This is a genomic window from Paraburkholderia largidicola (assembly GCF_013426895.1).
GTDB lineage: Bacteria > Pseudomonadota > Gammaproteobacteria > Burkholderiales > Burkholderiaceae > Paraburkholderia > Paraburkholderia largidicola.
Map to the genome: position 1 here is coordinate 767,907 of NZ_AP023174.1, position 26,739 is coordinate 794,645.

The window sequence follows — 26,739 nt, forward strand, 5'->3', positions numbered from 1 at the left end:
ACGGTGGCGAAGCGGGCGGCGCGGTGACGATCAACCGACCAACAAGCGGCCCGAACGGATTGTCGATTTTACCTGCGTTAGGAAGCGCACGTTGAATACCGAAATTGTCAATCGGCTGGAAAGGCCCTTGTGCAGGGGGATTGAGTGCGCTGAACAGTGTTCATTATTACAATTGGTTATAGATTTGACATCCTATAGTGTTGACGATCTATAAAACCCTGCTAGAATCCGGTCACATTGGTTGCAGGGAATTGATAGTTTTTACCACCGTCCCCCGGTCCTTCAGACGCTACGCGTCGCTCTTACCGCCCCTGCTCGGTATTGACGGTCAAATGTAGTCTCCACCAGCGCATTTCGACGCTGGTTTTTCGCGTGGGAGCCATCGTGTGCGTGCTTTTTTGGCATGCAGGCGGTTCTTTTCGAGATTTTGGCTCCCCAACGGTACTTTTTGCCGTTTCCCGACGTCGTTGTCGCCTTAACCAGAGCAGGCGGCGTCTTGGCTCTTTCGAACAGCAGTCCAGCCGGTCGTTTTTACGGTGTTCGCAAGATCCAGCAACATGGGAGATCTGAATGAACGCCTGGTTATCGTGGCGTCCCAACGAGCGGATCGCGCAAGTCATGCGCGGCGCGCTGCGTCAAGGGACGCGTGTAAGTCATCATCTTTTCAGCGTGGTTGGCGGGTTCGCAGTTCTGTTCGCGCTCACGCTGTGGCTGATGCCGAGCTGGCGCCTGACGCTGGCAACGCGGCTGATGCCCTTCATCACGGCCGCCGTGCAGGCTGGCCCCGCCCGTCTGCTTCAGGGCAACCCGCTGCCGTCGTTCGCGCCGCCACAGCGTAGCAACCCGGCACCGCAAGACGATACGCTGTCGAGCTCGTCCATTTCGTCGAGCCCGACGGACAACCCCAACACGGCGGCTGCCGCCGCTGACGCCGGCTACAACGTCGCCAGCGGCAACAACAGCTTCACCGCTCCGTCCGGCTCGGGTGTGAGCACGGGGCTTTCGTCGGCTGCGCTCAACGGTCTCGATCCGCGGACGCTGCCCAGCGTCGGCACGATTGCTTCGATGATTCCGTCGCAACGCGTGTCGCCTGACGCCCGTGACGACCGCGTGCTGGTTTCCACCCGCGAGCAGGACCTCGTCGCGACGTTCATCGCGCGGCGCTACCGCGTCGCTCAGGAGCCCGTCAGCGAGCTCGTGAAGGCGGCATTCGACACCGGCCGCGAAGTCGGCCTCGATCCGTTGCTGCTGCTCGCCGTGATGGCGATCGAGTCGGGCTTCAACCCGTACGCGGAAAGCGGCGTCGGCGCGAAGGGCCTGATGCAGGTGATGTCGACGGTTCACTCGGACAAGTTCCGGTACTTCGGCGGCCAGAACGCGGCGCTCGAACCGCTCGCGAACATCAAGGTCGGCGCGATCGTGCTGAAGGATTGCATCGCGCGCGGCGGTTCGCTGCCGGGCGGTCTGCGCCTGTACGTCGGCTCGACGTCGCAGGACGACGGCGGCTATGGCGCGAAGGTGATGGCCGAGCGCACGCGTTTGCGCGATATCGCACGCGGCCGCAAGGTGCCGATCAACTCGCCGCAGGCTCCGTCGACGGTGACGGCTTCGACGTCTACGTCCACAGCAGCGGCGTCGAATGGTGCGAACAAGCGCGTGCAGATGACGCTCGACGGCCATCCGCTGAGCGCGGCAACGCCGGCGAAGGGCGCGGAGCAGGATGACGCGAGCGCAAACGCGGTGAAGCACGTGGCGCAGCAGCCTGAACTGGGCGCCTGATCGCGCTTGGATTTGCAGATTGTGTAAAAGAAAAAGGGCACCTTCGGGTGCCCTTTTTCTTTGGGGTGGCGGTTTTTCCTACGACTTGAGGCTAGTTTTCCGGCGGCGCCGCGGCGGCAATCGCCGCCGCGTCAGCCCCCGCGACTTACCCGCCGAACAGCTTCCGCAGACGCTCGACGGCCTCTTCAAGCTTCGAATACGCAGTTGCATACGACAGCCGGATGTATTCGCGCGGCTGATAAGAACCGAAATCCATGCCGGGCACGAGCACGATGCCCGCGTCGTGCAGCATCGCGCTCGTCAGTGCGGCGCTGTCGCCAGCGGCCGGATGCGCGACGCTGCGGCAGTCCGCATACACATAGAACGCGCCGTCCGGCATGACCGGCACCGAAAAGCCCAGCGATTCGAGCGCGGGCGCAATGAAATCGCGACGACGCTTGAACTCCAGCCGGCGCGCTTCATAGATTGCGAGCGTATCCGGCTCGAAGCAGGCGAGCGCCGCGTGCTGCGCAAGCGCCGATGCGCAGATGAACAGATTCTGCGCGAGCTTCTCGAATGCGCCGACGAGCGCGGGCGGCACCACGAGCCAGCCCAGCCGCCAACCCGTCATGTTGAAGTACTTCGAAAAGCTGTTGACCGTGATGACGTCCTCACCGAACGACAGCGCCGACACGGGCGGCGCGTCGTAACTCAAGCCCTGATAGATCTCGTCGACGATCGTGAAGCCGCCGCGCGCGCGGACCGCCTCGACGATACGCTTCAGCTCGGCCGGTTCGATCGACGTGCCTGTCGGGTTCGACGGCGAGGCGAGCAGCACGCCGCGCGTGCGCGGGTTCCAAAGTCGCTCGACGTCGTTCGCCGTCAGCTGGAAGCGCTCCGCCGGGCCGCTCGGCACGAGCACCGGCTTGCCCTCGGCGGCGGCGACGAAATGGCGGTTGCACGGATAGCTCGGGTCGGGCATCAGCACTTCGTCGTCGCGGTCGACGAGCGCCGCGCACGCCAGCAACAGCGCCGCCGACGCACCCGCCGTCACGACGATTCGCGCCGGATCGATGTCCAGCCCGTACGCATGCTTGTAATGACCGGCGATCGCCTCGCGCAGCGGGTGAATGCCGAGCGCGCTCGTGTACTGCGTAACGCCGCTCCGCAGCGCGCGCGTCGCCGCTTCGATCACGGGTTCCGGCGCGGTGAAATCGGGTTCGCCGATTCCCATGTGGATGATGTCGCGCCCGGCGCGTTCGAGCAGCGCCGCTTCCTTCGCCAGTTCCATCACATAGAACGGCTGGATGGCGTCGACGCGGGCGGCCAGTTTCACGAGGGGTTCGGTCACGCTGTTCATTCAATCAGTCCAGTTCAATACAAAAGCGCGCGCACAGCGGCGCAAAAAACAAAGGCGGACCCGCGTAACGCCGGACCCGCCTGCATCGCCAACATCTGAAGCCAGCTACGCGCTTCGCGCGTGCTTACTGCTTGCGGCCGGCCGCTTGCGTTTCCGCCTCGCGCAGTTTCACCGACAGCTTGTCCAGCACGCCATTCACGTACTTGTAGCCGTCGGAACCGCCGAAGGTCTTGGCCAGTTCCACCGCCTCGTTGATGACCACGCGATACGGAATATCGACGTGATTCTTCAGCTCGTACGCGGCGACCAGCAGCACCGCTCGCTCGACGGGCGACAACTGGTCGATCGGGCGGTCGAGGCAAGGCGTGAGGTCCGCGGACAAAGCCTCCGAATCGCGGATCACGCCATGCAGGATCGCGTCCAGGTGTTCGTGGTCGGCCTTGTCGTAACCTTGGGCACCGCGCAACTGCGCGTCGATTTCACCTGCCGGCGAACCCGACAGCAGCCACTGGTAAAGCCCCTGCGTGGCCAGTTCGCGGGAGCGTCGGCGTGCGCTCTTCATGCCCGTTCCTCTTCGTCGTCCTCGTCTTCGTCTTCCTCGTCGTCGCCGCCGTCCAACTGCTCGAGCGCGACCGCGAGGTTTGCCATTTCGACAGCGGTGCGCGCTGCGTCACGACCCTTTTCGGTCATGCGGGCGACGGCCTGCTCGTCGTTTTCGGTGGTCAGCACGGCGTTCGCGATAGGCGTGCCGAAGTCGAGCGCAATGCGCGAGATGCCCGAGCCGCTTTCGTTCGACACGAGTTCGAAGTGATACGTCTCGCCACGGATGACCGCGCCGAGCGCGATCAGCGCGTCGAACTGGCCGCTTTCGGCGAGCTTTTGCAGCGCGAGCGGGATTTCCAGCGCGCCCGGCACAGTGACGAGCAGCACGTCTTCGCCCGTGACGCCGAGGCGTTCGAGTTCTTCGATGCATGCGTCCGCGAGGCCATTGCAGACGGGTTCGTTAAAGCGCGATTGGACGATGCCGATGCGCAGGCCGTCGCCGTCGAGATTCGGTTGGTATTGTCCGATTTCCATTTGAGATCCGTAGTGTGTTGGTTGAGCGCAGATAAGCGGAAACTGAGCGAAAACTGGCCGTGAAAACAGTTGATGCGTTCAGCAGTTCTGCGGCTTTTCGGCCGCGCTGCCCGGCATCGGTACGAAGCCGGTGACTTCGAGCCCATAGCCGGACATGCTGCCCAGCTTGCGGGGGTTCGACAGCACCTGCATCTTGCCGACACCGAGTTCGCGCAGAATCTGCGCGCCGATGCCATACGTCTTGAAGTCCACCGGGCGGCGCTTGAGCGCCTCGGCCCGGCTCTTTTCATCGAATGCCTTGAACACGTCGATCATGTGTTCTTTCGAGTCGCCGCAGTTCAGCAGCACGATCACGCCATGATCGCGCGCGGCGATTTCCTTCATTGCGGCGTCGAGCGTCCACGAGTGCGTGGACGTGCCGACCTCCAGCAGATCCAGCACGGAGAGCGGTTCGTGCACGCGCACCATGGTTTCGCGCTCCGGCGTGGGCGTGCCGCGCACCAGCGCCATGTGCGGCTGGCCGCTCGGCTGGTCCAGGTACATCACCGCGCGGAACGGGCCGTGCACGGTTTGCATGGTGCGTTCGCAGACGCGCTCGACGATCGATTCCGTGCGGCTGCGATAGTGGATCAGATCGGCGATCGTGCCGATCTTCAGGCCATGTTCTTCGGCGAACGTCAGCAGGTCGGGCAGGCGCGCCATCGTGCCGTCGTCCTTGATGATTTCGCAGATCACGGCAGCGGGCGTGAGGCCCGCGAGCGCCGTGAAATCGCATCCGGCTTCCGTGTGGCCCGCGCGAACCAGCACGCCGCCCGGCTGCGCCATGATCGGGAACACGTGGCCCGGCTGGACGATGTCCTCGGTGCGCGCGTTCGCCGCGACGGCCGTGGCGATGGTATGCGCGCGGTCCGCCGCCGAAATGCCCGTCGTGACGCCTTCGGCCGCCTCGATGCTGACGGTGAACGCCGTGCCGTACTGCGTGCCGTTGCGGTGCGTCATCAGCGGCAGGTTCAGCAGCCTGCAGCGTTCCTGCGTGAGCGTCAGGCAGATCAGGCCGCGGCCATAACGCGCCATGAAGTTGATCGCTTCCGGCGTGATGAATTCCGCTGCGATGACGAGGTCGCCCTCGTTTTCGCGATCTTCTTCGTCGACAAGAATCACCATCCGGCCCGCTTTGAGCTCGGCGATGATTTCAAGGGTGGAGGCGAGGGTCATGTTGGCGAGAAGTTTGGGAAAGCGCGTATTTTACGCCACGCCGCCCGGCAAGTCGCCCGTCCGAACGGCATATGCCGTCCGGACGAATGTTCAGCCGCGAAGAGACGCGCGAGACTACTTCGGCGCGTTGAGCATCCGCTCGACGTAGCGCGCGATCAGGTCGATCTCCAGATTGACCTTCGTCCCTTCCTTCAAGGCCTTGAGCGTGGTGACTTCAACCGTATGCGGAATCAGATTGATCGAAAACTCGCAGCCGTCGTCGCGGTCCGTCACCGAGTTCACGGTGAGGCTCACGCCGTTCACGGTGATTGAGCCTTTGTACGCCAGATACTTGCCGATGTCGCGCGGCGCGAGCACCCGCAGTTCGTGCGATTCGCCCACGCGCGCAAAGCGCGTTACCGTGCCGAGGCCGTCCACGTGGCCCGAGACGATATGGCCGCCAAGGCGATCGTGCGAACGCAGCGCCTTTTCGAGGTTCACTTCGCCCGTGTCGCCGAGGCCCACTGTGCGGTTCAGGCTTTCACGCGACACGTCGACGTCGAACGAAATCGGCGTCTTTTCGATCACCGTCATGCACGCACCCTGGATCGCGATGCTGTCGCCCAGTTGCACGTCTTCCATATCGAGGCCGCCCGCTTCGACGCTCAGACGCACGCCTGCGTCCGGCTCGTTGCCCAGCGGCTTGATCGCTGCAATGCGGCCGACCGCCGCGACGATTCCCGTAAACATCGTGTCGTGTCCTCTACTTATTGGTCAGTGCGCGGGCGGGTTCGGCAGCAGGCGCGCGAGAATCCGCACGTCACTGCCAATCCGGTCCACGGCATGAAACTCGAGTTGATGGCGCGCATCCAGCGAGCCGGGCGCGGCGAGATTGAACATGCTCATGGAGTCGTTGCCGAGCAGGCTCGGCGCGAGATAAACCAGCAGTTCGTCGACGCAGCCTTCGCGCAGCAGCGAGCCATTGAGCTTGTAGCCCGCTTCCACATGGAGTTCGTTGACTTCGCGCTTCGCGAGTTCTTCGAGCATGCGGGGCAGGTCGACCTTGCCGTTCTCATTTGCGAGCGGCACGATCTCGGCGCCGCGGTCATGCAGCACGGCGGCGCGTTCTTCGAGCAGCGGCGTGAGTGTGCTGCAGAAAATCAGCGTCGGCGCGCCCGCGAGAATCTGCGCTTCGGGCGGCACTTCAAGCTGGCTGTCGATCAGCACGCGGTGCGGCTGGCGTGGTGTATCGACGGCGCGTACCGTCATGCGCGGATTGTCTTCCTTCACGGTGCCGATGCCCGTCAGGATCGCCGACGCGCGGGCGCGCCACGCGTGCCCGTCGTTACGCGCCGCTTCGCCCGTGATCCACTGGCTTTCGCCCGACGGCAAGCCTGTGCGGCCATCCAGCGATGCCGCGACCTTCATCCGCACCCATGGCCGCCCGCGCATCATCCGCGAGACAAAGCCGATGTTCAGTTCGCGCGCTTCCGTTTCGAGCAGGCCGCAGCGCACTTCGATGCCCGCTTCGCGCAGCATCGTCAGGCCACGTCCCGACACGCGCGGATTCGGATCTTCCATCGCGGCGACCACACGCGCGACTTTCGCCTCGATCAGCGCGTTCGCGCATGGCGGCGTGCGGCCGAAGTGGCTGCACGGCTCGAGCGTCACATAGGCCGTCGCGCCGCGCGTATCGTTGCCGCGGCTGCGCGCGTCCTTGAGCGCCTGGATTTCCGCGTGATCGTGACCGGCGGGCTGCGTAAAGCCTTCGCCGATCACCTCGCCGTTCTTCACCAGCACGCAGCCGACGCGCGGATTCGGGTCGGTCGTGTACAGGCCGCGCCAGGCGAGGGCCAGCGCGCGCTCCATGTGGACGAAATCGTTCTGCGAAAACATCGGGTTCGGGTTATCCGTTCAGTGTTTCGTCGTGGTGGATCAGGCGAGCGACTTGAATGCGCCGCGCGCGGCTTCGATGGTGGCGTCGACGATCGCGTCGTCGTGCGCGCTCGACACGAAGCCGGCTTCGTACGCCGACGGCGCGAAGTACACGCCCGCATCCAGCATCTTGTGGAAGAACGTGTTGAAGCGCGGCACGTCGCAGCGCGAGATTTCCGCGAAGCTGCCCGGCACCGATTCCGAGAAGTACAGGCCGAACATGCCGCCTACGGAATCCGCCGCGAACGGCACTTTCGCTTCGCGCGCGGCTTCCGTGAGACCTTGCACGAGGCGGGTGGTCTGACGCGACAGCGCATCGTAGAAACCCGGCGCCTGGATCAGTTGCAGCGTCTTGAGGCCAGCCGCGACCGCGATCGGATTGCCCGACAGCGTGCCCGCCTGATACACGCCGCCCAGCGGCGCGAGATGAGCCATGATGTCGCGCCGTCCGCCGAAGGCCGCCGCCGGCATGCCGCCGCCGATCACCTTGCCGAGGCAAGTGAGATCCGGCGTGATGCCATACAGCTCTTGCGCGCCGCCCAGCGCGACACGGAAGCCGCACATCACTTCGTCGAAGATCAGCACGGCGCCGTATTCGGTACACACGCGCCGCAGCGCGCCGAGGAATTCCGGCGTTGCGCGCACGAGGTTCATGTTGCCCGCCACCGGCTCGACGATCACGGAAGCGATCTCGTTGCCGAATGCCTTGAACGCTTCTTCGAGCGCGGCGACGTTGTTGTATTCGAGCACCGTGGTGTGCTTGGCGATATCGACGGGCACGCCAGCCGAGGTCGGGTTGCCGAACGTCAGCAGGCCCGAGCCCGCCTTCACGAGCAGGCTGTCCGCGTGACCGTGATAGCAACCCTCGAACTTGACGATGCGGCTGCGATTCGTGAAGCCGCGCGCCAGGCGCAGCGCGCTCATCGTCGCTTCCGTGCCGCTCGACACCATCCGCACCTGTTCCATCGAAGGCACCAGCTTGCAGATTTCCTCGGCAATCTCGATCTCGGCTTCAGTCGGCGCGCCGAACGAGAAGCCGTTCGCCAGCACGCGCTGCACGGCCTCCAGCACTTCGGGATGCACATGGCCGACGATCATCGGTCCCCAGGAGCCGATGTAGTCGATATAGCGCTTGCCCTCGGCGTCCCAGAAGTACGCGCCTTGCGCGCGCTCGATGAAACGCGGCGTGCCGCCGACCGAACGGAAGGCGCGCACGGGCGAGTTGACGCCGCCCGGAATGGTTTTCTGGGCGCGGTCGAAGAGTTCTTGATTGCTGGACATGAGCGTTGGACCTGCTTGGGTTGGGCTCGCGCGTCGAACGGCTGTGACGGCGCGAATGCAGTACAAGGGCGGTATCGATGCGGTGCAAGCGCTCGCCACGAAACGGCGCAGCGTTTGCACGAGCCTGAGAATGACCTCGTGAAATTGTACCGGAGTCGTGTGGAGTCGGCCGCGAGCCGCGCCGGGGCGGCGACGCGCCGACGGTTGCGCTCAGGTGTCGCCGCTATTGCCTTCGCCGTCGCCGGGTGGGCTATTCGGGCGTTTGGGCGAACTGAAGTACATCGCGACCCGCGCCGCGCGCTTGCCGGCAGCGGCCTTGTTCGCGGCGCTCCATGCTTGCGAAGCTTGCTCTTTGGTCGATTTGGCGGGTGCGTCCGCATGCGGCGCGACAACGGGCCGCGCGCGCTTGCCGGTGCGTTCGATCCACAGCTTTTCGAGCGCGCCTTCGGCCATCGGCTTGATGGAGATGCCGGAGGTTTGGGCATCCCATGTCTGCACGGAGAACGGATGCTTGCGCAGTTCGTCGCGCGTGATCACGACTTCATGATGGGCGTCGACCAGATAGTCGTAGACGAAATCGACGCACAGCCGGTAACCGCGCTTTTTGGTCGCGTCGGGCACTTCGTACGGCGCGCGCGTCACGTAGCCCGACGCGAATACGCCCTTCGGCTCCAGCGTCACGCGATGAATGAACACGCGGTCGCCCGGCAGGATGCTGCGCGAGAAGCCGCAGCCCCAGACATCGGCGACGGCTTCGCCGGCCGCGACGCGTTTGGCGACGTCCGGCAACTCGGGCCATGGCCACTTCTTCGGGCTCCAGATCAGCAGAAAGGCAGTCATCTGGGTCGGCAATCGGTATCGAAAGAACGGACGGCCAGCTTAACCGATAAGGCGAGGAAAGCACGGCGAGGGGTGACATCGGGCAGGGCGATTGCGGGCGTCGGGTACAATCGGGGGCCGTATCCGCAGCGCGGCACGGTCCGCTGGGCCCAGCATCGGCCGGTCTTCGCGCGCTGCTTCTCAATGGAATTCCATGTCTCAGGACGTCAGATCCCGGCCGGATGCCCGGCTGATTCTGCTGCTCGGCGCGCTTGCCGCGTGCGGGCCGATTTCAATCGATATGTACCTGCCCAGCCTGCCGTCGATTACGCAGGCGTTCAGCGTCAGCGTCGGCGCAGCGCAGAGCACGCTGACCAGCTTCATGCTCGGGTTTTCGATCGGCATGCTGCTATATGGTCCGATGTCCGATGCTTACGGGCGCCGTCCTGTGCTGCTCGGCGGCATCATCATGTACACGATTGCGACGATTGCCTGCGCGTTGTCGCCGTCGATCGGTGCGCTCATCACGTTTCGCTTCTTGCAGGCGCTTGGCGCGGGCGCGGCATCGGTGCTGGCGCGGGCGATTGCACGCGATGCGCATGGGCCGAGCGACGCGGCGCGCGTTCTGTCGATGCTCGCTATCGTCACGTCGATCGGGCCGTTGCTTGCGCCTTTGATTGGCGGGCAGTTGTTGCTGCTCGGCGGCTGGCGTGTCGTCTTCATCGCGCTGACGATTTTTGGCGCGGTCTGCGCCGTTACTGCGTTCTTGCGTGTTCCCGAGACGTGGCCTCGCGAGAAGCGCGCACACGGCGCGGTGCTGCAATCATTTGCCGCGTACGGCACGTTGCTGAAAGACCCCGTTACGTGGGGGCACATGCTGTGCGGCGGCATGGCGTTCGCGTCGATGTTCGCTTACATCACCGCTACGCCGTTCGTGTATATCGAGTACTTTCATGTGTCCGCGCAGCATTATGGGTTTCTGTTCGGGCTGAACATCGTCGGCATCATGCTCGGGAATTTCATCAACACGCGCGTGGTTGGGCGGACTGGGCCGCTGCCTGTCATTTCCGCTGCTGCGACTATCAGCTTCGTTGCGTCGTTGTTCGTTGCGTTGATGTGTCTGACGGGGTGGGGCGGGTTGTGGTCTATTGTCGCCGGGCTGTTTTTCGTAGTGGGCGTGGTTGGGGTGCTGTCGGCTAATTGCACGACGGATCTCATGCATCGCTATCCGCGTAATGCCGGCGCGGCGGCGGCTGTGTTTGGGGCTATGCAGCTTGCGCTTGGGGCTTTGTCTAGTTTTGCCGTTGGGCTTTGGCATGACGGGTCGCCGCAAGGGATGGGGGTCACGATTGCTGTGGCGGGTACGCTATGCTTTGTTGGGAGGGGGTTGGTTTTGCGGTGGCATTCGCGGGTTTAGCGGCGCAGGCGTTGGTTTTGGTTTGCTCGTGTTTGCGCTGGCATCCGCGTTTTGTTTCTGGTTTGCAAGCGTTGCCCCGCACAGGGGCGACGCTAGCAGACCAAAGCCATAACGCGGATGCCAGCAAAGAGGCAAAAAAACCAACCAAACGCCGCAGGCATAAAAGAAACCTCAATCCCGCGGCGACGCAGCCGCCCCATGACTCAGCCAGTCGAGCACAGCCGACGTATCCTCATCCGAGCCCTTGCGGGCCTTCGTCACAGCAGCGCTGACCTCAGAAGCCGGCGCAGCCCGCCGAATCGCCACCCCCACCGCAAGAATATCGATCATCAACAAATGCAGAACGCGAGAAATCATCGACAGTTGCGACTCGCGAATCTCGATATGATCGGTCTCCAGCGCCACAGTCGCGCGCTTCGCCAGCGGCGTATTGCTCGACGTAATCGCGATCACCTTGGCGCCCGCCTGCATCGCCACTTCCAGCACGCGCAGCAACTCCGGCGCACGCCCGGACTTCGACACAGCGACAATCACATCACCCTTACCGAGCAATGCAGCCGACGCCGCCTGCATATACAGATCGCCGTAGGCAATAGTCGGAATGCCGAACCGGAAGAACTTGTAATGCGCATCCTGCGCGACGATGTTCGAATTGCCGAGACCATAGAACTCGATGCGCCGCGCGCTGTTCAGCAAATCGATCGCCGCCTCGACGTGCTCGAAATTCAAATGCTCGCGCAACTGCAAAATCGCCGACACCGTGTTGTCCAGCACCTTCGCGCCGAAATCCGTCGCCGTATCGCCAAGATGAACCTGGCTGTGCGAGACGGGAATCGTGCCCGTCAAACCCGTCGCGAGCTTCAGCTTGAAATCCGACAAGCCCTGGCAGCCCAGTGAACGGCAGAAGCGGATCACCGTCGGCTGGCTCACGTCGGCCTTGCGCGCGATATCGACGATCGGATCGTTGATGATCGAACGCGGATGATTCAACGCGAGATCCGCGACACGCCGCTCGGCGGGCGTCAGCGCATCGCGCATCTGTCGAATGCGTTCGAACACCGCCGACGAACTGCCGCCCGCGCGATTCGACAACTGCTCCGCGAGAATCGCCGACACACCGAGAAACGCCGGATACTCCGCCGTAATCACATAAGTCGGCACGTTCTTCAGATACGCCTCGAAGCGGCCCTTCGCCTCGAAGCGCTGACGGAACGACGAGCGTGCGAACACCTCGCCCAACCGCGGCACGACGCCGCCGCCGATATAGATGCCGCCCAGCGCGCCAAGCGTCACCGCGATATTGCCCGCGAAGGTGCCGAGAATGCCGCAGAACACATCGATCGTTTCGGCCGCGAGTGCGTCGCCATCAAGACCTTTCTTGACGATCTCCGATACTTCGAGCGTCGCGGGCACGCGCTTCTTGTCGCGCTGAGCCAGCGCGCGATAGATCACTTCGATGCCGGGGCCCGCCGCCACACGTTCGAACGACACATGCGACCACTTCTTGCGCGCGTACTGCAAGACCAGGTCTTCGCGTTCGTCCATCGGCGCGAACGTCGCGTGGCCGCCTTCGCTGCCGAGCGCGATCCAGCGGTCGTCAGCGGGAATCAAACCCGACACGCCCATGCCCGTGCCCGGGCCGAGCAAGCCGATCACGCTGTTCTGCCGGCGCGAGCCGCCGCCCACCTGCACGCGCTGCGCATCGGTGAGACCCGGCAGCGCCATCGCCAGCGCGGTGAAATCGTTGACGACCAGCAGCGTATCGAAGCCCAGCGCACGGCGCGTCGCTTCGATCGAGAACGTCCAGTCGTGATTGGTCATGCTCACCTGATCGCCATCGACCGGGTTCGCGATCGCAATCGCCGCATGATTCACGCGGCCGATCTTGCTGTCCTTCAGATACTTCTTGATGACCTCTGCAACACCCGGATATTCCGCGCAGGGATAAACCAGAACCTGCGTGATTTCGCCGGGACCCGTCTCAAGCGCAAAGCGCGCATTGGTGCCGCCGATGTCGGCAAGCAGCCTCGGTCCGTCGGCGTGCTGCCCCGCGCCGGGGACAGTCTTAGTTTGCACACCAGTAGACATCGAGTCTCACTCCCTTGTCGTTCGCCAACGTCGAGATGGCATTTTTTTGTTGGGCGGCTGCGGCGGCGTTGAGCACGTCGAGCTTTTTCTGACCGGCAATCAGCAGGAACAACCGGTCGATCTTCTTCAAGGCGGACATCGACCAGCTCACGCGCGCATGCGGTGCGGCGCCGGGATGCACGGCGACGAACGGCTCGGCCGTCGAGATCGCGTGGTCCCACTCGGGCGCGTCCGCAAAAATCGATGCTGTGTGGCCGTCTTCGCCCATGCCGAGCACGGCGATATCGGGCAACTGACGATCGCCGCTCGCGACTTCGCCATTCAGCGCGGCAACGTAGGCATCGAGCGATTGCGTCGTATCCACGAGCGGAAGGAAGGCTGCGTCGCGCGCGGCATGCTGCAGCAACGTTTCGCGCGCGAGGCGCGCGTTGCTGGCGTTGTCGGTCTCGGGTACCCAGCGGTCGTCGACGAGCGTCACCGCGATGCGCTTCCAGTCGAACGGCTGCGTGGACAGGGTTTGCAGAAACGGACGCGGACTCGTGCCGCCGGACACGGCAAGCGTCGTCGCGCGGGCGCGGGTCGCGCTCGCACGGGCGGCGAGCGACGCATGTAACGCGTCGCCGACCGCCTTCGCCAGCGCGTCGGATTGGGCGCGCGGGTCGTCGAAAGCGTGAAGCTCGATCACTTCTCCTCCATGCTGCTTTCTTTGTTTGATCTGAATTGCTGCGGGGCGACGACGGTTCTCGATAAAAACCGAGGTCGACATGTCCCGCTGCTGCCGCTACCAGGCCTTTGCGATCCAGGTCCGGTGCGGCGATTCATGCTGTGTTCAACCGGTACTTCATACGGCGCGCTGCGAGCCAGACATCGATCATCGCAGGACAAAACAAAACGCGCCGCTCAAACGCCTATCCGCGTCGGTTCAATTCTCTTCTTCGAGCCAGCAGGTACCGTGCTGCGCGAGCATCGCGCTCGCTGCGGCCGGGCCCCACGTGCCCGCCGCATAAGGCTTCGGCTTGCCCGACGCGGCCCATTCGTTGAGGATCGGTTCGACCCACTTCCATGCCGCTTCCTGCTCGTCGCGACGCACGAAGAGGGCAAGGCGGCCATTGATCACGTCGAGCAGCAGACGCTGATATGCCTCCATCTGGCCTTCCTTGAAGAACTGATCGAAGGCGAGATCGAGGTGGACGCTCGACAGGTTCATCCCTTCGCCCGGCTTCTTCGCGAGGCAATAGAGGCGAATCGTTTCGTTCGGTTGCAGGCGGATCACGAGACGGTTCGCGCCTGCGCGCAACGCCGACGCGCCGAGCGCGGAATGCGGCACCGCACGGAAGTTGACGACGATCTCCGCGACGCGATCGGCCAGGCGCTTGCCCGTGCGCAGGAAGAACGGCACGCCCGCCCAGCGCCAGTTCTCGATCTCGACCTTCAGCGCGACGAACGTTTCCGTCGCGCTGTCGGTCTTCACGCCATGTTCCGTCGCATACGCAGGCACGGACGTGCCGCGAATGACACCCGCGTGATACTGGCCACGCACGGCGACCTTGCTGATATCGCGCGGATCGATCGGTTTCAATGCGCGCAGCACGCGCAGCTTTTCATCGCGGACGGAATCGGAGTCCATCGAATGCGGCGGTTCCATCGCGACGATCGAAAGCAGTTGCAGCAAATGGTTCTGCACCATGTCGCGCAACGCGCCCGTGTTGTCGTAGAAGTCGCCGCGCGCTTCGACGCCGAGTTCTTCCGCGATCGTGATCTGGATGCTCTCGACCCACTCGCGGCGCCACAGCGGCTCGAATAGCGCATTGCCGAAGCGCAGCGCCAGCAGGTTCTGCACGGGCTCTTTGCCGAGATAGTGGTCGATACGGTAGATCTGTTCTTCGGCGAAGATCTCGCCGACGGCGTCGTTGATCGCGTTCGACGAACGCAGATCGTAGCCAAGCGGCTTTTCCAGCACGATGCGCGCGTTTTCGTTCAAGCCGACGGACGCGAGCGCATGGCATATGGGAACGAACAGCGACGGGCCCGTGGCCAGATAGAACACGCGCGTACCGGATTGATCCTGCAGCGCATCACGCAGCTTCACGAAGTCTTCGGCCTTGCCGAGATCGAGCTTCACATACTCGATGCGGTCGATAAAGCTCGCCCACGCGTTTTCATCGATGCCGCTCTTCGCGACATGCGCCTTCACGTGCTCATTGACCCATTGCAGATAACCCGCACGGTCTTCCTCATGACGCGCGACGGCAACGATCTTGCCGCTCGCCGCGAGCATGCCTGCACGGTGCGCTTCATACAGAGCCGGGAGAATCTTGCGCATCGACAGATCGCCAGTTCCGCCGAAGAGAACGAAGGTGAAGCTAGAGTCGGTTTGCATGCGTCTCCGTGGGATATCCGATGGGCCTGTAAGGCGCCCGTAGTCCGATAAAATATTTTTTGACACTGAATTGTAGTTTAACTACAATCCAAATCAAGAGGTAACGTGAATTCGATGAAAAAAGCGTGCGGGGCTTGTGAACAAGCGCCTTTTCGCGGGTGCACGTAGCTTCCCTGCATGTTAACGGACAACGCGTTCCGGCATGCGCCAGAGTGCCCTTTGAGCGCGGCGCAGCATGACGGAGACGGGCGTTTTCATTGAATGACGTGCGCGGACCACCTCGAGTCTGCAACGCGCCGCAGTCAGAAGGCGGAGCAGGCAAAAATCAAAAGAGGAGACAGTTCTTGCATCGCAAATCACTCATCTCTTGAGCGTCACGCGGCCGAACCTCGGCTCGCCGGCACAACACACACCAACATGTGCCTGTCCGACGCTCGACCGTCCAGCGCATTGCCTGTTTGACCAACCATCACACCCTGGTGACATCAGGGGCCACTCGTTTTTAGTTCAGGTGTCTGGAGGAGATAAGCAATGAAATTCCGTGCGATCATGGGCGCCCTGTGCGCCGCAGGTCTGATGTGTGGCGTCGCCACGGCACAGGCGGCCGAATCGGTTGAAGTGCTGCACTGGTGGACCTCGGGCGGCGAATCGAAGGCTGTCGGCGTGCTGAAGGACGACCTGCAGAAGCAGGGATACACGTGGAAGGACTTCGCGGTGGCAGGCGGTGCGGGCGCAGCGGCCATGACGGCACTGAAGACCCAGGTGATCTCGGGCAACGCGCCGAGCGCGGCTCAGATCAAGGGTCCGCTGATCCAGGACTGGGCGTCGCAAGGCGTGCTGGTGAACATCGACTCCGTCGCGGGTGACTGGAAGAAGAACCTGCCGCCCGAAATCGACAAGATCATCCACGCCGACGGCCACTACGTCGCTGCGCCGTTCTCGGTGCACCGCGTCAACTGGCTGTACATCAACAAGGCAGCGCTCGACAAGGCGGGCGGCAAGGTGCCGACCACGTGGACTGAGTTCTTCGCTGTCGCCGACAAGATGAAGGCCGCCGGCATCCAGCCGATCGCGATGGGCGGTCAGCCGTGGCAAGACCTGACGCTGTGGGAAGACGTCGTGCTGTCGGAAGGCGCGGACTTCTACAAGAAGGCGCTGGTCGACCTCGACCAGAAGACGCTGACCTCGGACAAGATGGTCCAGGTGTTCGACACGGTCCGCAAGATCCAGGGTTACTTCGACAGCGGCCGCACGGGCCGCGACTGGAACCTGGCAACGGCGATGGTCATCAACGGCAAGGCCGGCATGCAGTTCATGGGTGACTGGGCGAAGGGCGAGTTCGCGAACGCGAACAAGAAGTCCGGTTCGGACTACATCTGCGCAGCGGTTCCGGGCACGGAGAAGTCCTACACGTTCAACGTCGACTCGTTCGTGTTCTTCCAGCAGAAGGGCCAGAAGGCTGCAACGGCCGGTCAGCTCGCGCTTGCGAAGACCATCATGAGCCCGGACTTCCAGGAGCAGTTCAGCCTGTACAAGGGTTCTATCCCGGTTCGCCTGGGTGTGTCGATGGATAAATTCGACGACTGCGCGAAGAAGTCCTACGCTGATGAACAGACGGCCATCAAGTCGGGCGGCTATGTGCCATCGCTGGCCCACGGCATGGCTCAGCCGGACGCAGCAGCAGGCGCAATCTCGGACGTCGTGACGAAGTTCATGAACTCGAATCAGGACTCCAAGACGGCCGTTGCTGCACTCGCGAAGGCTGCGAAGACCAAGTAAGGCAGTCGTAGCACAGTTGTAGCAGAACGCCCGGCGCGCATGGCCTTGAATGATCCATGCGCGCCGGACGACGATGGTGCGATGCATGGTGCAATGCATCACCGCGCCTCTGCCGTTCCGGTGTCTTCCCCTGATGCCTGACGGCACAGTTCCAGGAGTCAAGTTGTGACTGCTTCTATTAGCGGAAACGCAAAAGGCACGGCGTCAACAGCACGCGTGTCGCCGATGGCGGCATTGGCCGACCGCTGGATGCCGAAGCTGGTGTTGTCTCCCAGCATTGTGATCAGCCTTGTCTTTGTCTACGGTTTCATTCTCATCACGGGTTATCTGTCGCTGTCGACGTCGCGATTGATGCCTCGTTACGATTTCGCCGGTTTCGACCGGTACGTCGAACTGTTCGATAACGACGTCTGGTGGACGTCGGCGGCGAACCTTGGCTGGTTCGGCATTCCGTTTATCGCGATCTGCGTCGGCCTGGGCCTGTTCCTCGCGATCCTGCTCGACCAGAAGATTCGCAATGAAGGCGCCTTGCGCGCGGTGTTCCTGTATCCGATGGCGCTGTCGTTCATCGTGACGGGCACGGCGTGGCAATGGATTCTGAACCCCGACCTCGGCTTCCAGAAAGTGCTGAACGACTGGGGCTGGACGAGTTTCTCGTTCGGCTGGCTGGGCGATCCCGACAAGGCGATTTTCTGCGTCGTGATTGCAGCGGTGTGGCAATCCACAGGCTTCGTGATGGCACTGTTCCTCGCCGGTTTGCGCGGCGTGGACAGCGAAATCTTCAAGGCTGCGCAAGTGGACGGCGCGACGCTGCCCACTATCTACCGCAAGATCGTGATTCCGAGCATGCGTCCGGTGTTCTTCTCGGTGCTGCTGATTCTCTGCCACATCACGATCAAGACCTTCGACCTCGTCGTCGCATTGACGGCGGGCGGTCCGGGCACATCGTCGTCGCTGCCCGCGATGTTCATGTACACGTTTTCGTTCAACCGTGGGCAACTGGGCGTCGGCGCTGCATCGTCGATGATGATGCTCGCAACCGTCGTGGCCGTGCTCGTGCCGCTGATGTATCTCGAATCGAGGAGCACGCGCAATGCAGCCTAAGATGAATTTCAGCCGTGCTGTCATCTACGCGGCGCTGATTCTGTTTGCGTTGTACTTCCTGTTCCCGCTGTACGTGATGCTGTCGACGTCGTTCAAGGACATCGACCAGCTGCGCAGCGGCAACCTGCTGACGCCGCCGACGCATTGGACCTTCGCGCCGTGGATCAAGGCGTGGAGCGAAGCGTGTACGGGCGTGCGCTGCGAAGGCATGCAACCTTTCTTCTTCAATTCGGTGAAGATGGTGATCCCGGCCGTGCTGCTGTCGTCGATCATCGGCGCGTTCAACGGTTATGTGCTGACGCACTGGCGCTTCCGTGGCGCGGATGCGTTCTTCACGATGCTGCTGGTCGGCTGCTTCATTCCGTTCCAGGCCATCCTGCTGCCGATGGCGCGTGTGCAAGGCTACTTCGGCCTGTCGAACACGATTGGCGGGCTGGTGCTGGTGCACGTGGTCTACGGTATCGCGTTCACGACGATGTTCTTCCGTAACTTCTACGTGAGCGTGCCGGCTGAACTGGTGAAGGCGGCGCGTATCGACGGCGCCGGCTTCTTCATGATCTTCACGAAGATCATGATGCCGATCTCGCTGCCGATTTTCATGGTGTGCCTGATCTGGCAATTCACGCAGATCTGGAATGACTTCCTGTTCGGTATCGTGTTCTCCGGCGTCGATTCGATGCCGATCACCGTGGCGCTGAACAACCTCGTGAACACGTCGACGGGCGTGAAGGAATACAACGTCGACATGGCGGGCGCGATCATCGCGGCACTGCCGACGCTGCTCGTCTACGTGATCGCCGGCCGCTATTTCGTGCGCGGCCTGACGGCGGGCGCGGTGAAGGGTTAATTTTTGTGTAGGCCGCTGCTTGCGTGTTGACGTGAGCGGCGGTGCTCAACGGTATTCGGCTCGCGTCGCCAGCTAGCGACGCATCCGCAGTACAGAGACTAGAGGATTCACAGCATGGCAAGCCTTTCCATCCGTGACGTGTACAAGACCTACCCGAACGGGGTGCCTGTCCTGAAGGGTGTCAATATCGACATCGAAGACGGTCAGTTCCTGATTCTCGTCGGCGGCTCGGGCTGCGGTAAGTCGACGCTGCTCAACATGATCGCCGGTCTCGAGACCGTGACGAAGGGCGATATTCAGATCGGCGGCAAGACGGTGAACAACCTGTCGCCGAAAGATCGCGATATCGCGATGGTGTTTCAGTCGTATGCGCTGTATCCGTCGATGACGGTGCGCGAGAATATTTCCTTCGGATTGAATATCCGCAAGGTGGCGAAGAGCGAGCAGGATCAGATCGTGGCTCGCGTTTCGAAACTGCTGCAGATCGAGCATTTGCTGGATCGGAAGCCGGGGCAGCTGTCTGGCGGCCAGCGTCAGCGGGTGGCGATGGGGCGTGCTTTGGCTCGCGATCCGGCGATGTTCCTGTTCGATGAGCCGTTGTCGAACCTCGATGCCAAGCTGCGGATCGAGATGCGCTCGGAAATCAAGCTGCTGCATCAGCGTTTGGGTACGACCATCGTTTATGTGACGCACGATCAGATCGAGGCTATGACGCTGGGCGATCGTATTGCTGTCATGAAGGATGGTGTCGTTCAGCAGTTTGGGGCGCCGCAAGAGATTTATGATTCGCCTTCTAACCTCTTCGTTGCCGGGTTTATCGGTGCGCCGCCGATGAACTTCATTCAAGGTAAGGTTGTTGAGCAAGGCTCGGGTGTTGGCCTTGAGCTTGATACGGGTGTGAAGCGGTCGGTGCTGAATCTGCCTTTCGATGGCGCAGTGAAGTCGCATATCGGGCAGGATGTGATTCTGGGGCTGCGTCCTGAACGTATCACCGATGCGCGTAATGCTCATAATGCCGACGATGCGAAGCTGCAAGCGATCGACGTTAAGGTCGATGTGATTGAGCCTACTGGGCCGGATACTTTGGTGTTCGCTCAGGTGAATGGGAAGCGCATCGTTAGCCGCGTTCACCCGAGTTCGAATCCGCTGCCTGATCAAAACATGGCGCTGATGTTTGATGTTTCTAAGGCGGTTCTGTTTGATCCTAAGACGGAAGAGCGGATTGCTTAATAGCAACGGTTAGCGATTTAGCAGCAAAAAGAAGGTCTCGGAGTAGTGCCCGAGACCTTTTTTGTTTTTTAGGCCAGCATAGAGCTATTGCGAGAACATGCTAGTCCCTTGGAGTATCGAAGAACTTGCGGAAACTTAATTTGTAGAATCGCGCGATCGCGTCGAGTACAGCAATTGGCACCTTAGGATTTCTTGCTGCGGCACGTCCCTCTGATGTCCAGATTCCTGTGTCGGTGACGTAAGTCGACAAAAGTCCCAACGAATCCGTATCGCAGTTGGATTTGAGACGGCCATAACTCCTCGCAATCAGATCACTTGGAAGCATGTCAACGCGCTGTGACCACGGAGGCTCAACAATGCCCGCGTCTGCGTCAACCACTCTCGTCACCAACATTTCTCGCCAGTTTTCTTCGGGACTGGTATCGGACGTGATCAAGTGGGCCAGCGCGCTGTATGGCAAGCCATAGTCGAACAGCGCTTTGCTCTGAGAAAAGCCAAAGTCGTTGGGCGACTTACCTTGCTTTGCAAAGCTGGCTCGCACTACTTTCAGCTCAATCGCCAACGTTTCAGAAATGATCAACTCGTCGTCGAAATATGGGATTACGAGGAGATCGATGTCGCCAGGGAAGGTGAGATCCGGGAAGATTTCTGTTGATGAAACGAAACTCGCAATCATCACTCCACGCTTGTCGTCTACGCGGTCAAAAAAACGAGGGGCAAGAGTGTGATAGCAATCACCAAATAGGCGTCGATTACAGACAAGCTTCGCGCCCATTGCTCTTTCGTCGCTTTTCTCTACAAGCCGTTTCGAAAGCACAGTCGCTATCTCGCCGTCGCGAATTCGTTTTGGACGGACGTTAAGTGGAATACGATATTCGCTCACGGGTGTCATCCTCGCACTTGCACGTTGGGCCGATTTGCGGTCGGTCGTCGACTGCGCCGCGTGTGAAGATGTGGCTCAGTGCGGTAATCTGACATCCAACTTAAACGTCACCAACCGCGCCACGAGAATAAACCCCGTAGCAATCAACACGCTATAGACCGTATCAAAGTTTATGTAATCCAGCAGCAGATAAAACCAACACCCAACCAACGCGCAAGTCGCATAGGGCCGCGAATCACGAAGAATGAGCGGCACCTCATTACAAATCACATCCCGAATAATCCCGCCGAACACGCCCGTAGCAACGCCCATCATCGAAGCCACGAACCACGGCATCTGAGCATCGAGCGCACGGGACGTCCCCGAGATACTAAACAGCCCTAAGCCAATAGCATCTGTGACGAGCAGCACGCGTTCATTGATCACGCGATCAAAAGTCCGAAGCACGAGTGGCGCGAAACAGCACAGCACAAAGATCACGATCGGATACCACTGATGCTCGACCCAGGAGAACGGTCTCCGATCCAGCAAGATATCTCTGACTGTCCCGCCGCCAAAAGCCGTCGCCATAGCGACAAGAAAAGTCCCAACCCCATCAAGCCGTTTCGTACGGGCCTCGACCAGACCAGAAATGGCGTACGAGAGAATAGCGATCGCTTCCATGATGGCAAGCGCGAGAGTGAGACGAGGATGCATCGTTGAAAAGCCTTCTCAGACTTTGCCGGACGACGAAGAGGAGGACCCGGGACCAACCGACCCAGGCTGCAACAACACCAGCACGGCACCTGCGCCACCATCATGCGCACGAGCTTGAGAAAATGCGATCACTTCTTCCTTCTGCACGAGCCACGCTCGAACCTTGCCTTTGAGCACAGGTTCTTTCCCAATCGATCCAAGCCCTTTCCCATGAATCACCCGCAAGCATCGCAATCCGCGCTTGCTCGATTCACGAATGAACTCAGACAGCGCCTCGCGTGCTTCCTCACGACGCATCCCATGTAAATCAAGCTGCGCCTGGACAATCCAGGCACCGCGCCGAAGCTTCTTAACGATTTCCTGGCTCACACCCGGCCGACAATAGGAAAGCGACTCATCGGTATCGAGCAGGACTTCAGGATCGAACTCATCGGAGATTGCCTCATGCAGCACGGCTTCTTCATCGAGTTTCGTCTGAACGGGAACCGGAGCTGGTGGCGTACGAGGCACGGTGGCGCGCGGTTTCGCGCCAAGCGGCGCGACTTCACCGATTTCACGCCGAAACAGATCAGCATCCGCAGCCGCTTCACGCGATGCTTGCGCCGCCGCGGCTTTCTGACGTTGAGCGCGTTGCGAAGCGCCTTTCAACGCATCGCGCAGACCACCAAGCCCAGCCAACCCGGCACCGGAGTCGACCAACGGCTTTTTCGACGAAGACGAAGACAACGACGAACCCGAGCCAGACAACGCCGACGAGTCAGCATTAGCAGGCGCAGCCGCCGCACTACGCGGCCGTTTCGGTTCGCTCGGATGGGGCAGATTCTTGGGCATGGCGATCAGACGTTGATTTGACGCGGACAACAGACAAACACCCTCAGCAAGCCGGGCAAAGAAAAAACAAAAAGGGCCGCCGGCATCCCGCCGCGGCCCTTCGAACTTCAACCATCTCAACAACCGCGGCAAGCAGATGTCTGCCGCTATTCTACCGATCCGCGTCCATCGTTCTACCGAAGACACAACCCGGCAAACCGGGACGCGTCAACAACGATCAACGCTCGGCTTCGGCGCTCATCGCGCGCTCGCCGATCGACTCATGGATGCTTTCCAGATAACGCTGCGCATCCAGCGCCGCCATACAGCCCGTGCCGGCGCTCGTGATCGCCTGACGGTAAACGTGATCCTGCACGTCGCCCGCCGCGAACACGCCCGGCACGCTCGTGCCCGTCGCATTGCCCGTCAGACCGCCATTCGTGATGATGTAGCCGTTCTTCATCTCCAGCTGGCCTTCGAAGATATCCGTGTTCGGCTTGTGGCCGATCGCGACGAACAGACCTTGCAGTTCGATATCGGTGGTGGCGCCCGTCTTCACGTCCTTGATGCGCAGACCGTTGACGCCGCCGTCATCGCCCTTCACTTCGTCGAGCGTGTGGTTCCACTTGATCTCGACGACGCCTTCCTTTTCCTTCTCCAGCAGACGGTCGATCAGGATCGGCTCGGCGCGGAACTTGTCGCGGCGGTGGATCACCGTGACCTTCTTCGCGATGCCCGCCAGATACAGCGCTTCTTCAACGGCCGTATTGCCGCCGCCGACCACGGCGACGTGTTGCTGCTTGTAGAAGAAGCCGTCGCAGGTCGCGCATGCCGACACGCCGCGGCCCATGAACAGTTCTTCCGACGGCAGGCCGAGATATTGCGCGGACGCGCCCGTCGCGATGATCAGCGAATCGCACGTGTACTCGCCAGAATCGCCGATCAGGCGGATCGGCTTCTCGTCGAGCTTGGCCGTGTGGATGTGGTCGAAGATGATTTCGGTGTTGAAGCGCTCGGCGTGCTCGAGGAAGCGCGCCATCAGCTCCGGACCTTGCACGCCGTTGGCGTCTGCGGGCCAGTTTTCGACGTCCGTCGTGGTCATCAGCTGGCCGCCTTGCGCGAGGCCCGTGACGAGCACGGGCGACAGGTTGGCGCGCGCCGCGTAGACGGCCGCCGTGTAGCCGGCAGGGCCGGAACCGAGAATCAGAACCTTCGCGTGTTTGGTCGGGGAAGCTGGCATGATCGAAATCCGTAAAAAGCGTCGGTCGGCGGCGAAAGATCGGCTGCCATGACCGGCGGTACTGGCGTCGAGCCGGAAAACCTGCTTGACACGTTAGTTGGGTATCAGCGCCGTATTATAAAGGGCAGGGCTGGCGGCTGCTTCATGAAGCTTTACGATGAAACCGATAGTCCATGCCAAACGCTTAACCCCATTTCAGCGCCAAAACCGGCCGAAAACGCGCGTGTTTTGCCCCAAAACGTATGGGAATTACGACATTCCTGGCCGTTCGGCCGACGTTACTGTCATTTACAGCCTTGCACGCAACAGTGCGTTTACAATAGTCGCCGACGAACGACAGGCGGCTTGCCGGCAGGATTCGGGTCAACGCGTCGGCACCTGGATTGATCCCGACGGTGAATCGAAGGGCAACGGGAACCGGCCGTGAGACCGGGAACCTGAAACCGCTGCAGGCCGCACACGCAACAGGCTCAATGGCAAAAGCTCCCTATTCCGCGAACGCGCAGGCATTGCCTCATCGCATGTCGCGCCTTTTCACCGAAATCCGCTGGATTCTTCAGGTGGCGCTCGGCGTTTTCCTCGTGATGGCGCTGATCAGCTACAGCCGCCGCGACCCAAGCTGGACGCATGCGGCGCAGGTCGATCACATTTCGAACTGGGCCGGCCGTGTCGGTGCCTGGACCTCTGACATTTTCCTTCTGCTCTTCGGCCTGTCCGCCTGGTGGTGGATCGTGCTGATCGCGCGCCGCATTTCGGCGAACTACAAGCGCATCACGCATCACGAAGAACCCGATGAAGACGCGCCGCGCGACCACAGCTGGCTCGCGGACGTGTTCGCGTTCGTGCTCGTGCTGCTCGCCTGCGACGGCATCGAGGCGCTGCGCATGTGGTCGCTGAAAGTGCAGTTGCCGCGTGCGCCGGGTGGCGTGGTCGGCGAGGCGGTCGCGAAGGGCGTCTCGCATGCGCTCGGCTTCACGGGCGGCACGCTGGCGCTGCTGATCGCGCTGGGCATCGGCTTGTCGCTGTACTTCCGGTTCTCGTGGCTGTCGGTGTGCGAGAAGGTCGGCGACTCGATCATCAACGGTGTCACGCTGGCCAAGCTGCGCCGCGAAGCGGGCCGCGACCGCAAGCTCGGCGAAGCGGCGGCCGTGAAGCGCGAAGGCAAGGTCGTACAGAGCCGCGTGAAGAGCGAGGAACACGAGCCCGTCGTGATCGTGCCGCCCGTGACGAAGCCGGAGAAATCGGAGCGCGTCGAGAAAGAACGTCAGGTGCCGCTCTTCGACAGCTTGCCCGGCGATTCCACGCTGCCGGCCATTTCGCTGCTCGACCCCGCGCCTGCATCGCAAGAAACCATTTCCGCCGATACGCTTGAATTCACCTCGCGTCTCATTGAGAAGAAGCTGAAGGATTTCGGCGTCGATGTGAGCGTGGTTGCGGCTTATCCTGGTCCCGTGGTCACGCGTTACGAAATCGAACCCGCTATCGGCGTGAAGGGAAGCCAGATCGTGAATCTGGCGAAGGACCTGGCGCGCTCGTTGTCGCTGACCTCGATTCGCGTCGTCGAGACGATTCCGGGCAAGAACTTCATGGCGCTCGAACTGCCGAACCAGCGTCGTCAGACGGTGCGGCTGTCGGAGATTCTCGGCTCGGCCGTGTATGCCGACGCCGGCTCGCCGCTGACGATGGGTCTCGGCAAGGACATCGGCGGCAAGCCGGTGTGCGCGGACCTCGCAAAGATGCCGCACTTGCTGGTCGCGGGTACCACGGGTTCGGGCAAGTCGGTCGGTATCAACGCGATGATTCTCTCGCTGCTCTACAAGGCGAGCGCGGATCAGGTGCGAATGATCCTGATCGATCCGAAGATGCTCGAAATGAGCGTCTACGAAGGCATTCCGCATTTGCTGTGTCCGGTCGTCACAGATATGCGCCAGGCCGGTCACGCGCTGAACTGGACCGTCGCCGAAATGGAGCGCCGCTATAAGCTGATGAGCAAGCTCGGCGTGCGTAATCTCGCGGGTTTCAACAACAAGATCGACGAAGCGGCCAAGCGCGAAGAGAAGATTCCGAATCCGTTCAGCCTGACACCGGACGAGCCGGAACCGCTGTCGCGTCTGCCGCACATCGTCGTCGTGATCGACGAGCTGGCTGACCTGATGATGGTCGTCGGCAAGAAGGTTGAAGAACTGATCGCGCGTATCGCACAGAAGGCGCGTGCGGCGGGTATTCATCTGATTCTCGCGACGCAGCGTCCGTCCGTCGATGTCATCACCGGCCTCATCAAGGCCAACGTGCCGACGCGGATGGCGTTCCAGGTGTCGTCGAAAATCGACTCGCGCACCATTCTCGATCAGCAGGGCGCGGAATCGCTGCTCGGCATGGGCGACATGCTGTATCTGCCGCCGGGCTCCGGCTTGCCGGTGCGCGTACACGGCGCGTTCGTGTCCGACGACGAAGTGCATCGCGTCGTCGAAAAGCTCAAGGAGCAGGGCGAGCCGAACTATATCGAAGGGCTGCTCGAAGGCGGCGTGTCGGGCGAAGGCGACGAAGGCTCGGCTGACGCGTCGGGAACCGGCGCGGCCGGTGGCGAGTCCGACCCTCTGTACGATCAGGCGGTCGAAATCGTCGTCAAGAATCGCCGCGCGTCGATCTCGCTCGTGCAGCGGCATCTGCGCATCGGCTACAACCGCGCCGCGCGTCTGCTCGAACAGATGGAGCAGTCGGGGCTGGTGTCGCCGATGTCGTCGAACGGCAACCGTGAAATTCTGGTGCCGGCGCGCGAGACGGATTGATCTCCGGCGCTTCATTCATGCGACTGATGACGGACAGCGGCACGCGTCGAGC

General features: G+C 61.8%; 23 protein-coding genes. 8 read left to right on the plus strand and 15 right to left on the minus strand.

The annotated features are described in order from the left end of the window. Positions 1-570: 570 nt before the first annotated feature. Positions 571-1,779 (plus strand): transglycosylase SLT domain-containing protein, encoded by a 1,209-nt coding sequence (locus PPGU16_RS03420; protein WP_180721712.1) that lies wholly within the window; start codon positions 571-573, stop codon positions 1,777-1,779. A 145-nt stretch (positions 1,780-1,924) separates the two neighbouring features. Here the strand turns inward: PPGU16_RS03420 and PPGU16_RS03425 are convergent, their stop codons facing one another. The 8 genes from PPGU16_RS03425 to PPGU16_RS03460 form a co-directional block, all read right to left on the minus strand. After that, positions 1,925-3,118, minus strand: a complete 1,194-nt coding sequence (locus tag PPGU16_RS03425; protein ID WP_180721713.1) for a pyridoxal phosphate-dependent aminotransferase — start codon at positions 3,116-3,118, stop codon at positions 1,925-1,927. 124 nt (positions 3,119-3,242) lie between these two features. After that, complete coding sequence (gene nusB, locus PPGU16_RS03430; RefSeq protein WP_007749953.1) at positions 3,243-3,680, minus strand: transcription antitermination factor NusB; 438 nt, start codon at positions 3,678-3,680, stop codon at positions 3,243-3,245. Continuing rightward, entirely contained in the window at positions 3,677-4,195 is a 519-nt protein-coding gene (gene ribH / locus PPGU16_RS03435) for a 6,7-dimethyl-8-ribityllumazine synthase (protein ID WP_180721714.1), read from the minus strand. Before ribH ends, nusB begins: the two co-directional genes overlap by 4 nt. 78 nt (positions 4,196-4,273) lie before the next feature. Then, the gene (ribBA, locus tag PPGU16_RS03440) at positions 4,274-5,410 is read right to left on the minus strand and encodes a bifunctional 3,4-dihydroxy-2-butanone-4-phosphate synthase/GTP cyclohydrolase II (protein ID WP_180721715.1); all 1,137 of its coding nucleotides are present in this window, start codon (positions 5,408-5,410) and stop codon (positions 4,274-4,276) included. 114 nt (positions 5,411-5,524) lie between these two features. Then, positions 5,525-6,139, minus strand: coding sequence for a riboflavin synthase (locus PPGU16_RS03445; protein ID WP_180721716.1), 615 nt, complete (start codon positions 6,137-6,139; stop codon positions 5,525-5,527). 24 nt (positions 6,140-6,163) lie between these two features. Beyond that, complete coding sequence (gene ribD, locus PPGU16_RS03450; protein ID WP_180721717.1) at positions 6,164-7,285, minus strand: bifunctional diaminohydroxyphosphoribosylaminopyrimidine deaminase/5-amino-6-(5-phosphoribosylamino)uracil reductase RibD; 1,122 nt, start codon at positions 7,283-7,285, stop codon at positions 6,164-6,166. Positions 7,286-7,324: 39 nt separating this feature from the next. Continuing rightward, the gene (gene hemL / locus PPGU16_RS03455) at positions 7,325-8,605 is read right to left on the minus strand and encodes a glutamate-1-semialdehyde 2,1-aminomutase (protein WP_180721718.1); all 1,281 of its coding nucleotides are present in this window, start codon (positions 8,603-8,605) and stop codon (positions 7,325-7,327) included. Between the two features lie 210 nt (positions 8,606-8,815). Continuing rightward, a complete protein-coding gene (locus PPGU16_RS03460; RefSeq protein ID WP_180721719.1) occupies positions 8,816-9,445 on the minus strand; it encodes a hypothetical protein in 630 nt (209 codons plus the stop codon). A 193-nt stretch (positions 9,446-9,638) separates the two neighbouring features. Here PPGU16_RS03460 and PPGU16_RS03465 point away from each other — a divergent pair, with 193 nt between their 5' ends. Then, on the plus strand, positions 9,639-10,841 hold the full coding sequence (locus PPGU16_RS03465; RefSeq protein WP_180721720.1) for a Bcr/CflA family multidrug efflux MFS transporter: 1,203 nt from the start codon (positions 9,639-9,641) through the stop codon (positions 10,839-10,841). A 171-nt stretch (positions 10,842-11,012) separates the two neighbouring features. Here the strand turns inward: PPGU16_RS03465 and PPGU16_RS03470 are convergent, their stop codons facing one another. From PPGU16_RS03470 to zwf, 3 genes are all read right to left on the minus strand, one after another. Then, positions 11,013-12,929, minus strand: coding sequence for a bifunctional transcriptional regulator/glucokinase (locus PPGU16_RS03470; RefSeq protein WP_180721721.1), 1,917 nt, complete (start codon positions 12,927-12,929; stop codon positions 11,013-11,015). After that, complete coding sequence (gene pgl / locus PPGU16_RS03475) at positions 12,907-13,614, minus strand: 6-phosphogluconolactonase (RefSeq protein ID WP_180721722.1); 708 nt, start codon at positions 13,612-13,614, stop codon at positions 12,907-12,909. The genes PPGU16_RS03470 and pgl overlap by 23 nt, the downstream gene beginning before the upstream one ends. A gap of 237 nt (positions 13,615-13,851) precedes the next feature. Beyond that, entirely contained in the window at positions 13,852-15,309 is a 1,458-nt protein-coding gene (zwf, locus tag PPGU16_RS03480; protein WP_180721723.1) for a glucose-6-phosphate dehydrogenase, read from the minus strand. Between the two features lie 531 nt (positions 15,310-15,840). On the opposite strand from zwf, the gene PPGU16_RS03485 reads away from it, so the two are divergent. From PPGU16_RS03485 to PPGU16_RS03500, 4 genes are all read left to right on the plus strand, one after another. Next, complete coding sequence (locus PPGU16_RS03485) at positions 15,841-17,088, plus strand: ABC transporter substrate-binding protein (protein ID WP_180721724.1); 1,248 nt, start codon at positions 15,841-15,843, stop codon at positions 17,086-17,088. 165 nt (positions 17,089-17,253) lie between these two features. Beyond that, positions 17,254-18,192: a carbohydrate ABC transporter permease gene (locus PPGU16_RS03490; RefSeq protein ID WP_054933974.1), complete on the plus strand. Its 939-nt coding sequence runs from the start codon at positions 17,254-17,256 to the stop codon at positions 18,190-18,192. Then, positions 18,182-19,039: a carbohydrate ABC transporter permease gene (locus tag PPGU16_RS03495; RefSeq protein ID WP_180721725.1), complete on the plus strand. Its 858-nt coding sequence runs from the start codon at positions 18,182-18,184 to the stop codon at positions 19,037-19,039. The genes PPGU16_RS03490 and PPGU16_RS03495 overlap by 11 nt, the downstream gene beginning before the upstream one ends. 114 nt (positions 19,040-19,153) lie before the next feature. Continuing rightward, positions 19,154-20,269, plus strand: a complete 1,116-nt coding sequence (locus tag PPGU16_RS03500) for an ABC transporter ATP-binding protein (protein ID WP_180721726.1) — start codon at positions 19,154-19,156, stop codon at positions 20,267-20,269. 100 nt (positions 20,270-20,369) lie between these two features. Here PPGU16_RS03500 and PPGU16_RS03505 read toward each other — a convergent pair whose 3' ends face one another. From PPGU16_RS03505 to trxB, 4 genes are all read right to left on the minus strand, one after another. Then, positions 20,370-21,152, minus strand: coding sequence for a hypothetical protein (locus PPGU16_RS03505; RefSeq protein WP_180721727.1), 783 nt, complete (start codon positions 21,150-21,152; stop codon positions 20,370-20,372). Between the two features lie 75 nt (positions 21,153-21,227). Then, positions 21,228-21,848 carry a trimeric intracellular cation channel family protein gene (locus PPGU16_RS03510; RefSeq protein ID WP_180721728.1) on the minus strand — a complete coding sequence of 207 codons (621 nt, stop codon included), beginning with the start codon at positions 21,846-21,848 and terminating at the stop codon, positions 21,228-21,230. A gap of 15 nt (positions 21,849-21,863) precedes the next feature. Then, on the minus strand, positions 21,864-22,679 hold the full coding sequence (locus PPGU16_RS03515) for a Smr/MutS family protein (protein ID WP_180722536.1): 816 nt from the start codon (positions 22,677-22,679) through the stop codon (positions 21,864-21,866). Between the two features lie 217 nt (positions 22,680-22,896). Then, positions 22,897-23,898: a thioredoxin-disulfide reductase gene (trxB, locus tag PPGU16_RS03520; RefSeq protein ID WP_035986045.1), complete on the minus strand. Its 1,002-nt coding sequence runs from the start codon at positions 23,896-23,898 to the stop codon at positions 22,897-22,899. A 157-nt stretch (positions 23,899-24,055) separates the two neighbouring features. Between trxB and PPGU16_RS03525 the strand changes: the two genes are divergently transcribed. Together PPGU16_RS03525 and PPGU16_RS03530 are read left to right on the plus strand one after the other, a co-directional pair. Continuing rightward, positions 24,056-24,325, plus strand: a complete 270-nt coding sequence (locus PPGU16_RS03525; RefSeq protein WP_180721729.1) for a hypothetical protein — start codon at positions 24,056-24,058, stop codon at positions 24,323-24,325. A gap of 46 nt (positions 24,326-24,371) precedes the next feature. Next, positions 24,372-26,687, plus strand: coding sequence for a DNA translocase FtsK (locus tag PPGU16_RS03530; protein WP_180721730.1), 2,316 nt, complete (start codon positions 24,372-24,374; stop codon positions 26,685-26,687). Positions 26,688-26,739: the final 52 nt, after the last annotated feature.

What these genes read in the sequence shown, in the direction of transcription:
- PPGU16_RS03420 (WP_180721712.1), top strand. Translation starts at nt 571, where the DNA reads ATGAACGCCTGGTTATCGTGGCGTCCCAACGAGCGGATCGCGCAAGTC.
- PPGU16_RS03425 (WP_180721713.1), bottom strand. Translation starts at nt 3,118, where the DNA reads ATGAACAGCGTGACCGAACCCCTCGTGAAACTGGCCGCCCGCGTCGAC.
- nusB (WP_007749953.1), bottom strand. Translation starts at nt 3,680, where the DNA reads ATGAAGAGCGCACGCCGACGCTCCCGCGAACTGGCCACGCAGGGGCTT.
- ribH (WP_180721714.1), bottom strand. Translation starts at nt 4,195, where the DNA reads ATGGAAATCGGACAATACCAACCGAATCTCGACGGCGACGGCCTGCGC.
- ribBA (WP_180721715.1), bottom strand. Translation starts at nt 5,410, where the DNA reads ATGACCCTCGCCTCCACCCTTGAAATCATCGCCGAGCTCAAAGCGGGC.
- PPGU16_RS03445 (WP_180721716.1), bottom strand. Translation starts at nt 6,139, where the DNA reads ATGTTTACGGGAATCGTCGCGGCGGTCGGCCGCATTGCAGCGATCAAG.
- ribD (WP_180721717.1), bottom strand. Translation starts at nt 7,285, where the DNA reads ATGTTTTCGCAGAACGATTTCGTCCACATGGAGCGCGCGCTGGCCCTC.
- hemL (WP_180721718.1), bottom strand. Translation starts at nt 8,605, where the DNA reads ATGTCCAGCAATCAAGAACTCTTCGACCGCGCCCAGAAAACCATTCCG.
- PPGU16_RS03460 (WP_180721719.1), bottom strand. Translation starts at nt 9,445, where the DNA reads ATGACTGCCTTTCTGCTGATCTGGAGCCCGAAGAAGTGGCCATGGCCC.
- PPGU16_RS03465 (WP_180721720.1), top strand. Translation starts at nt 9,639, where the DNA reads ATGTCTCAGGACGTCAGATCCCGGCCGGATGCCCGGCTGATTCTGCTG.
- PPGU16_RS03470 (WP_180721721.1), bottom strand. Translation starts at nt 12,929, where the DNA reads ATGTCTACTGGTGTGCAAACTAAGACTGTCCCCGGCGCGGGGCAGCAC.
- zwf (WP_180721723.1), bottom strand. Translation starts at nt 15,309, where the DNA reads ATGCAAACCGACTCTAGCTTCACCTTCGTTCTCTTCGGCGGAACTGGC.
- PPGU16_RS03485 (WP_180721724.1), top strand. Translation starts at nt 15,841, where the DNA reads ATGAAATTCCGTGCGATCATGGGCGCCCTGTGCGCCGCAGGTCTGATG.
- PPGU16_RS03495 (WP_180721725.1), top strand. Translation starts at nt 18,182, where the DNA reads ATGCAGCCTAAGATGAATTTCAGCCGTGCTGTCATCTACGCGGCGCTG.
- PPGU16_RS03500 (WP_180721726.1), top strand. Translation starts at nt 19,154, where the DNA reads ATGGCAAGCCTTTCCATCCGTGACGTGTACAAGACCTACCCGAACGGG.
- PPGU16_RS03510 (WP_180721728.1), bottom strand. Translation starts at nt 21,848, where the DNA reads ATGCATCCTCGTCTCACTCTCGCGCTTGCCATCATGGAAGCGATCGCT.
- PPGU16_RS03515 (WP_180722536.1), bottom strand. Translation starts at nt 22,679, where the DNA reads ATGCCCAAGAATCTGCCCCATCCGAGCGAACCGAAACGGCCGCGTAGT.
- trxB (WP_035986045.1), bottom strand. Translation starts at nt 23,898, where the DNA reads ATGCCAGCTTCCCCGACCAAACACGCGAAGGTTCTGATTCTCGGTTCC.
- PPGU16_RS03525 (WP_180721729.1), top strand. Translation starts at nt 24,056, where the DNA reads ATGAAACCGATAGTCCATGCCAAACGCTTAACCCCATTTCAGCGCCAA.
- PPGU16_RS03530 (WP_180721730.1), top strand. Translation starts at nt 24,372, where the DNA reads ATGGCAAAAGCTCCCTATTCCGCGAACGCGCAGGCATTGCCTCATCGC.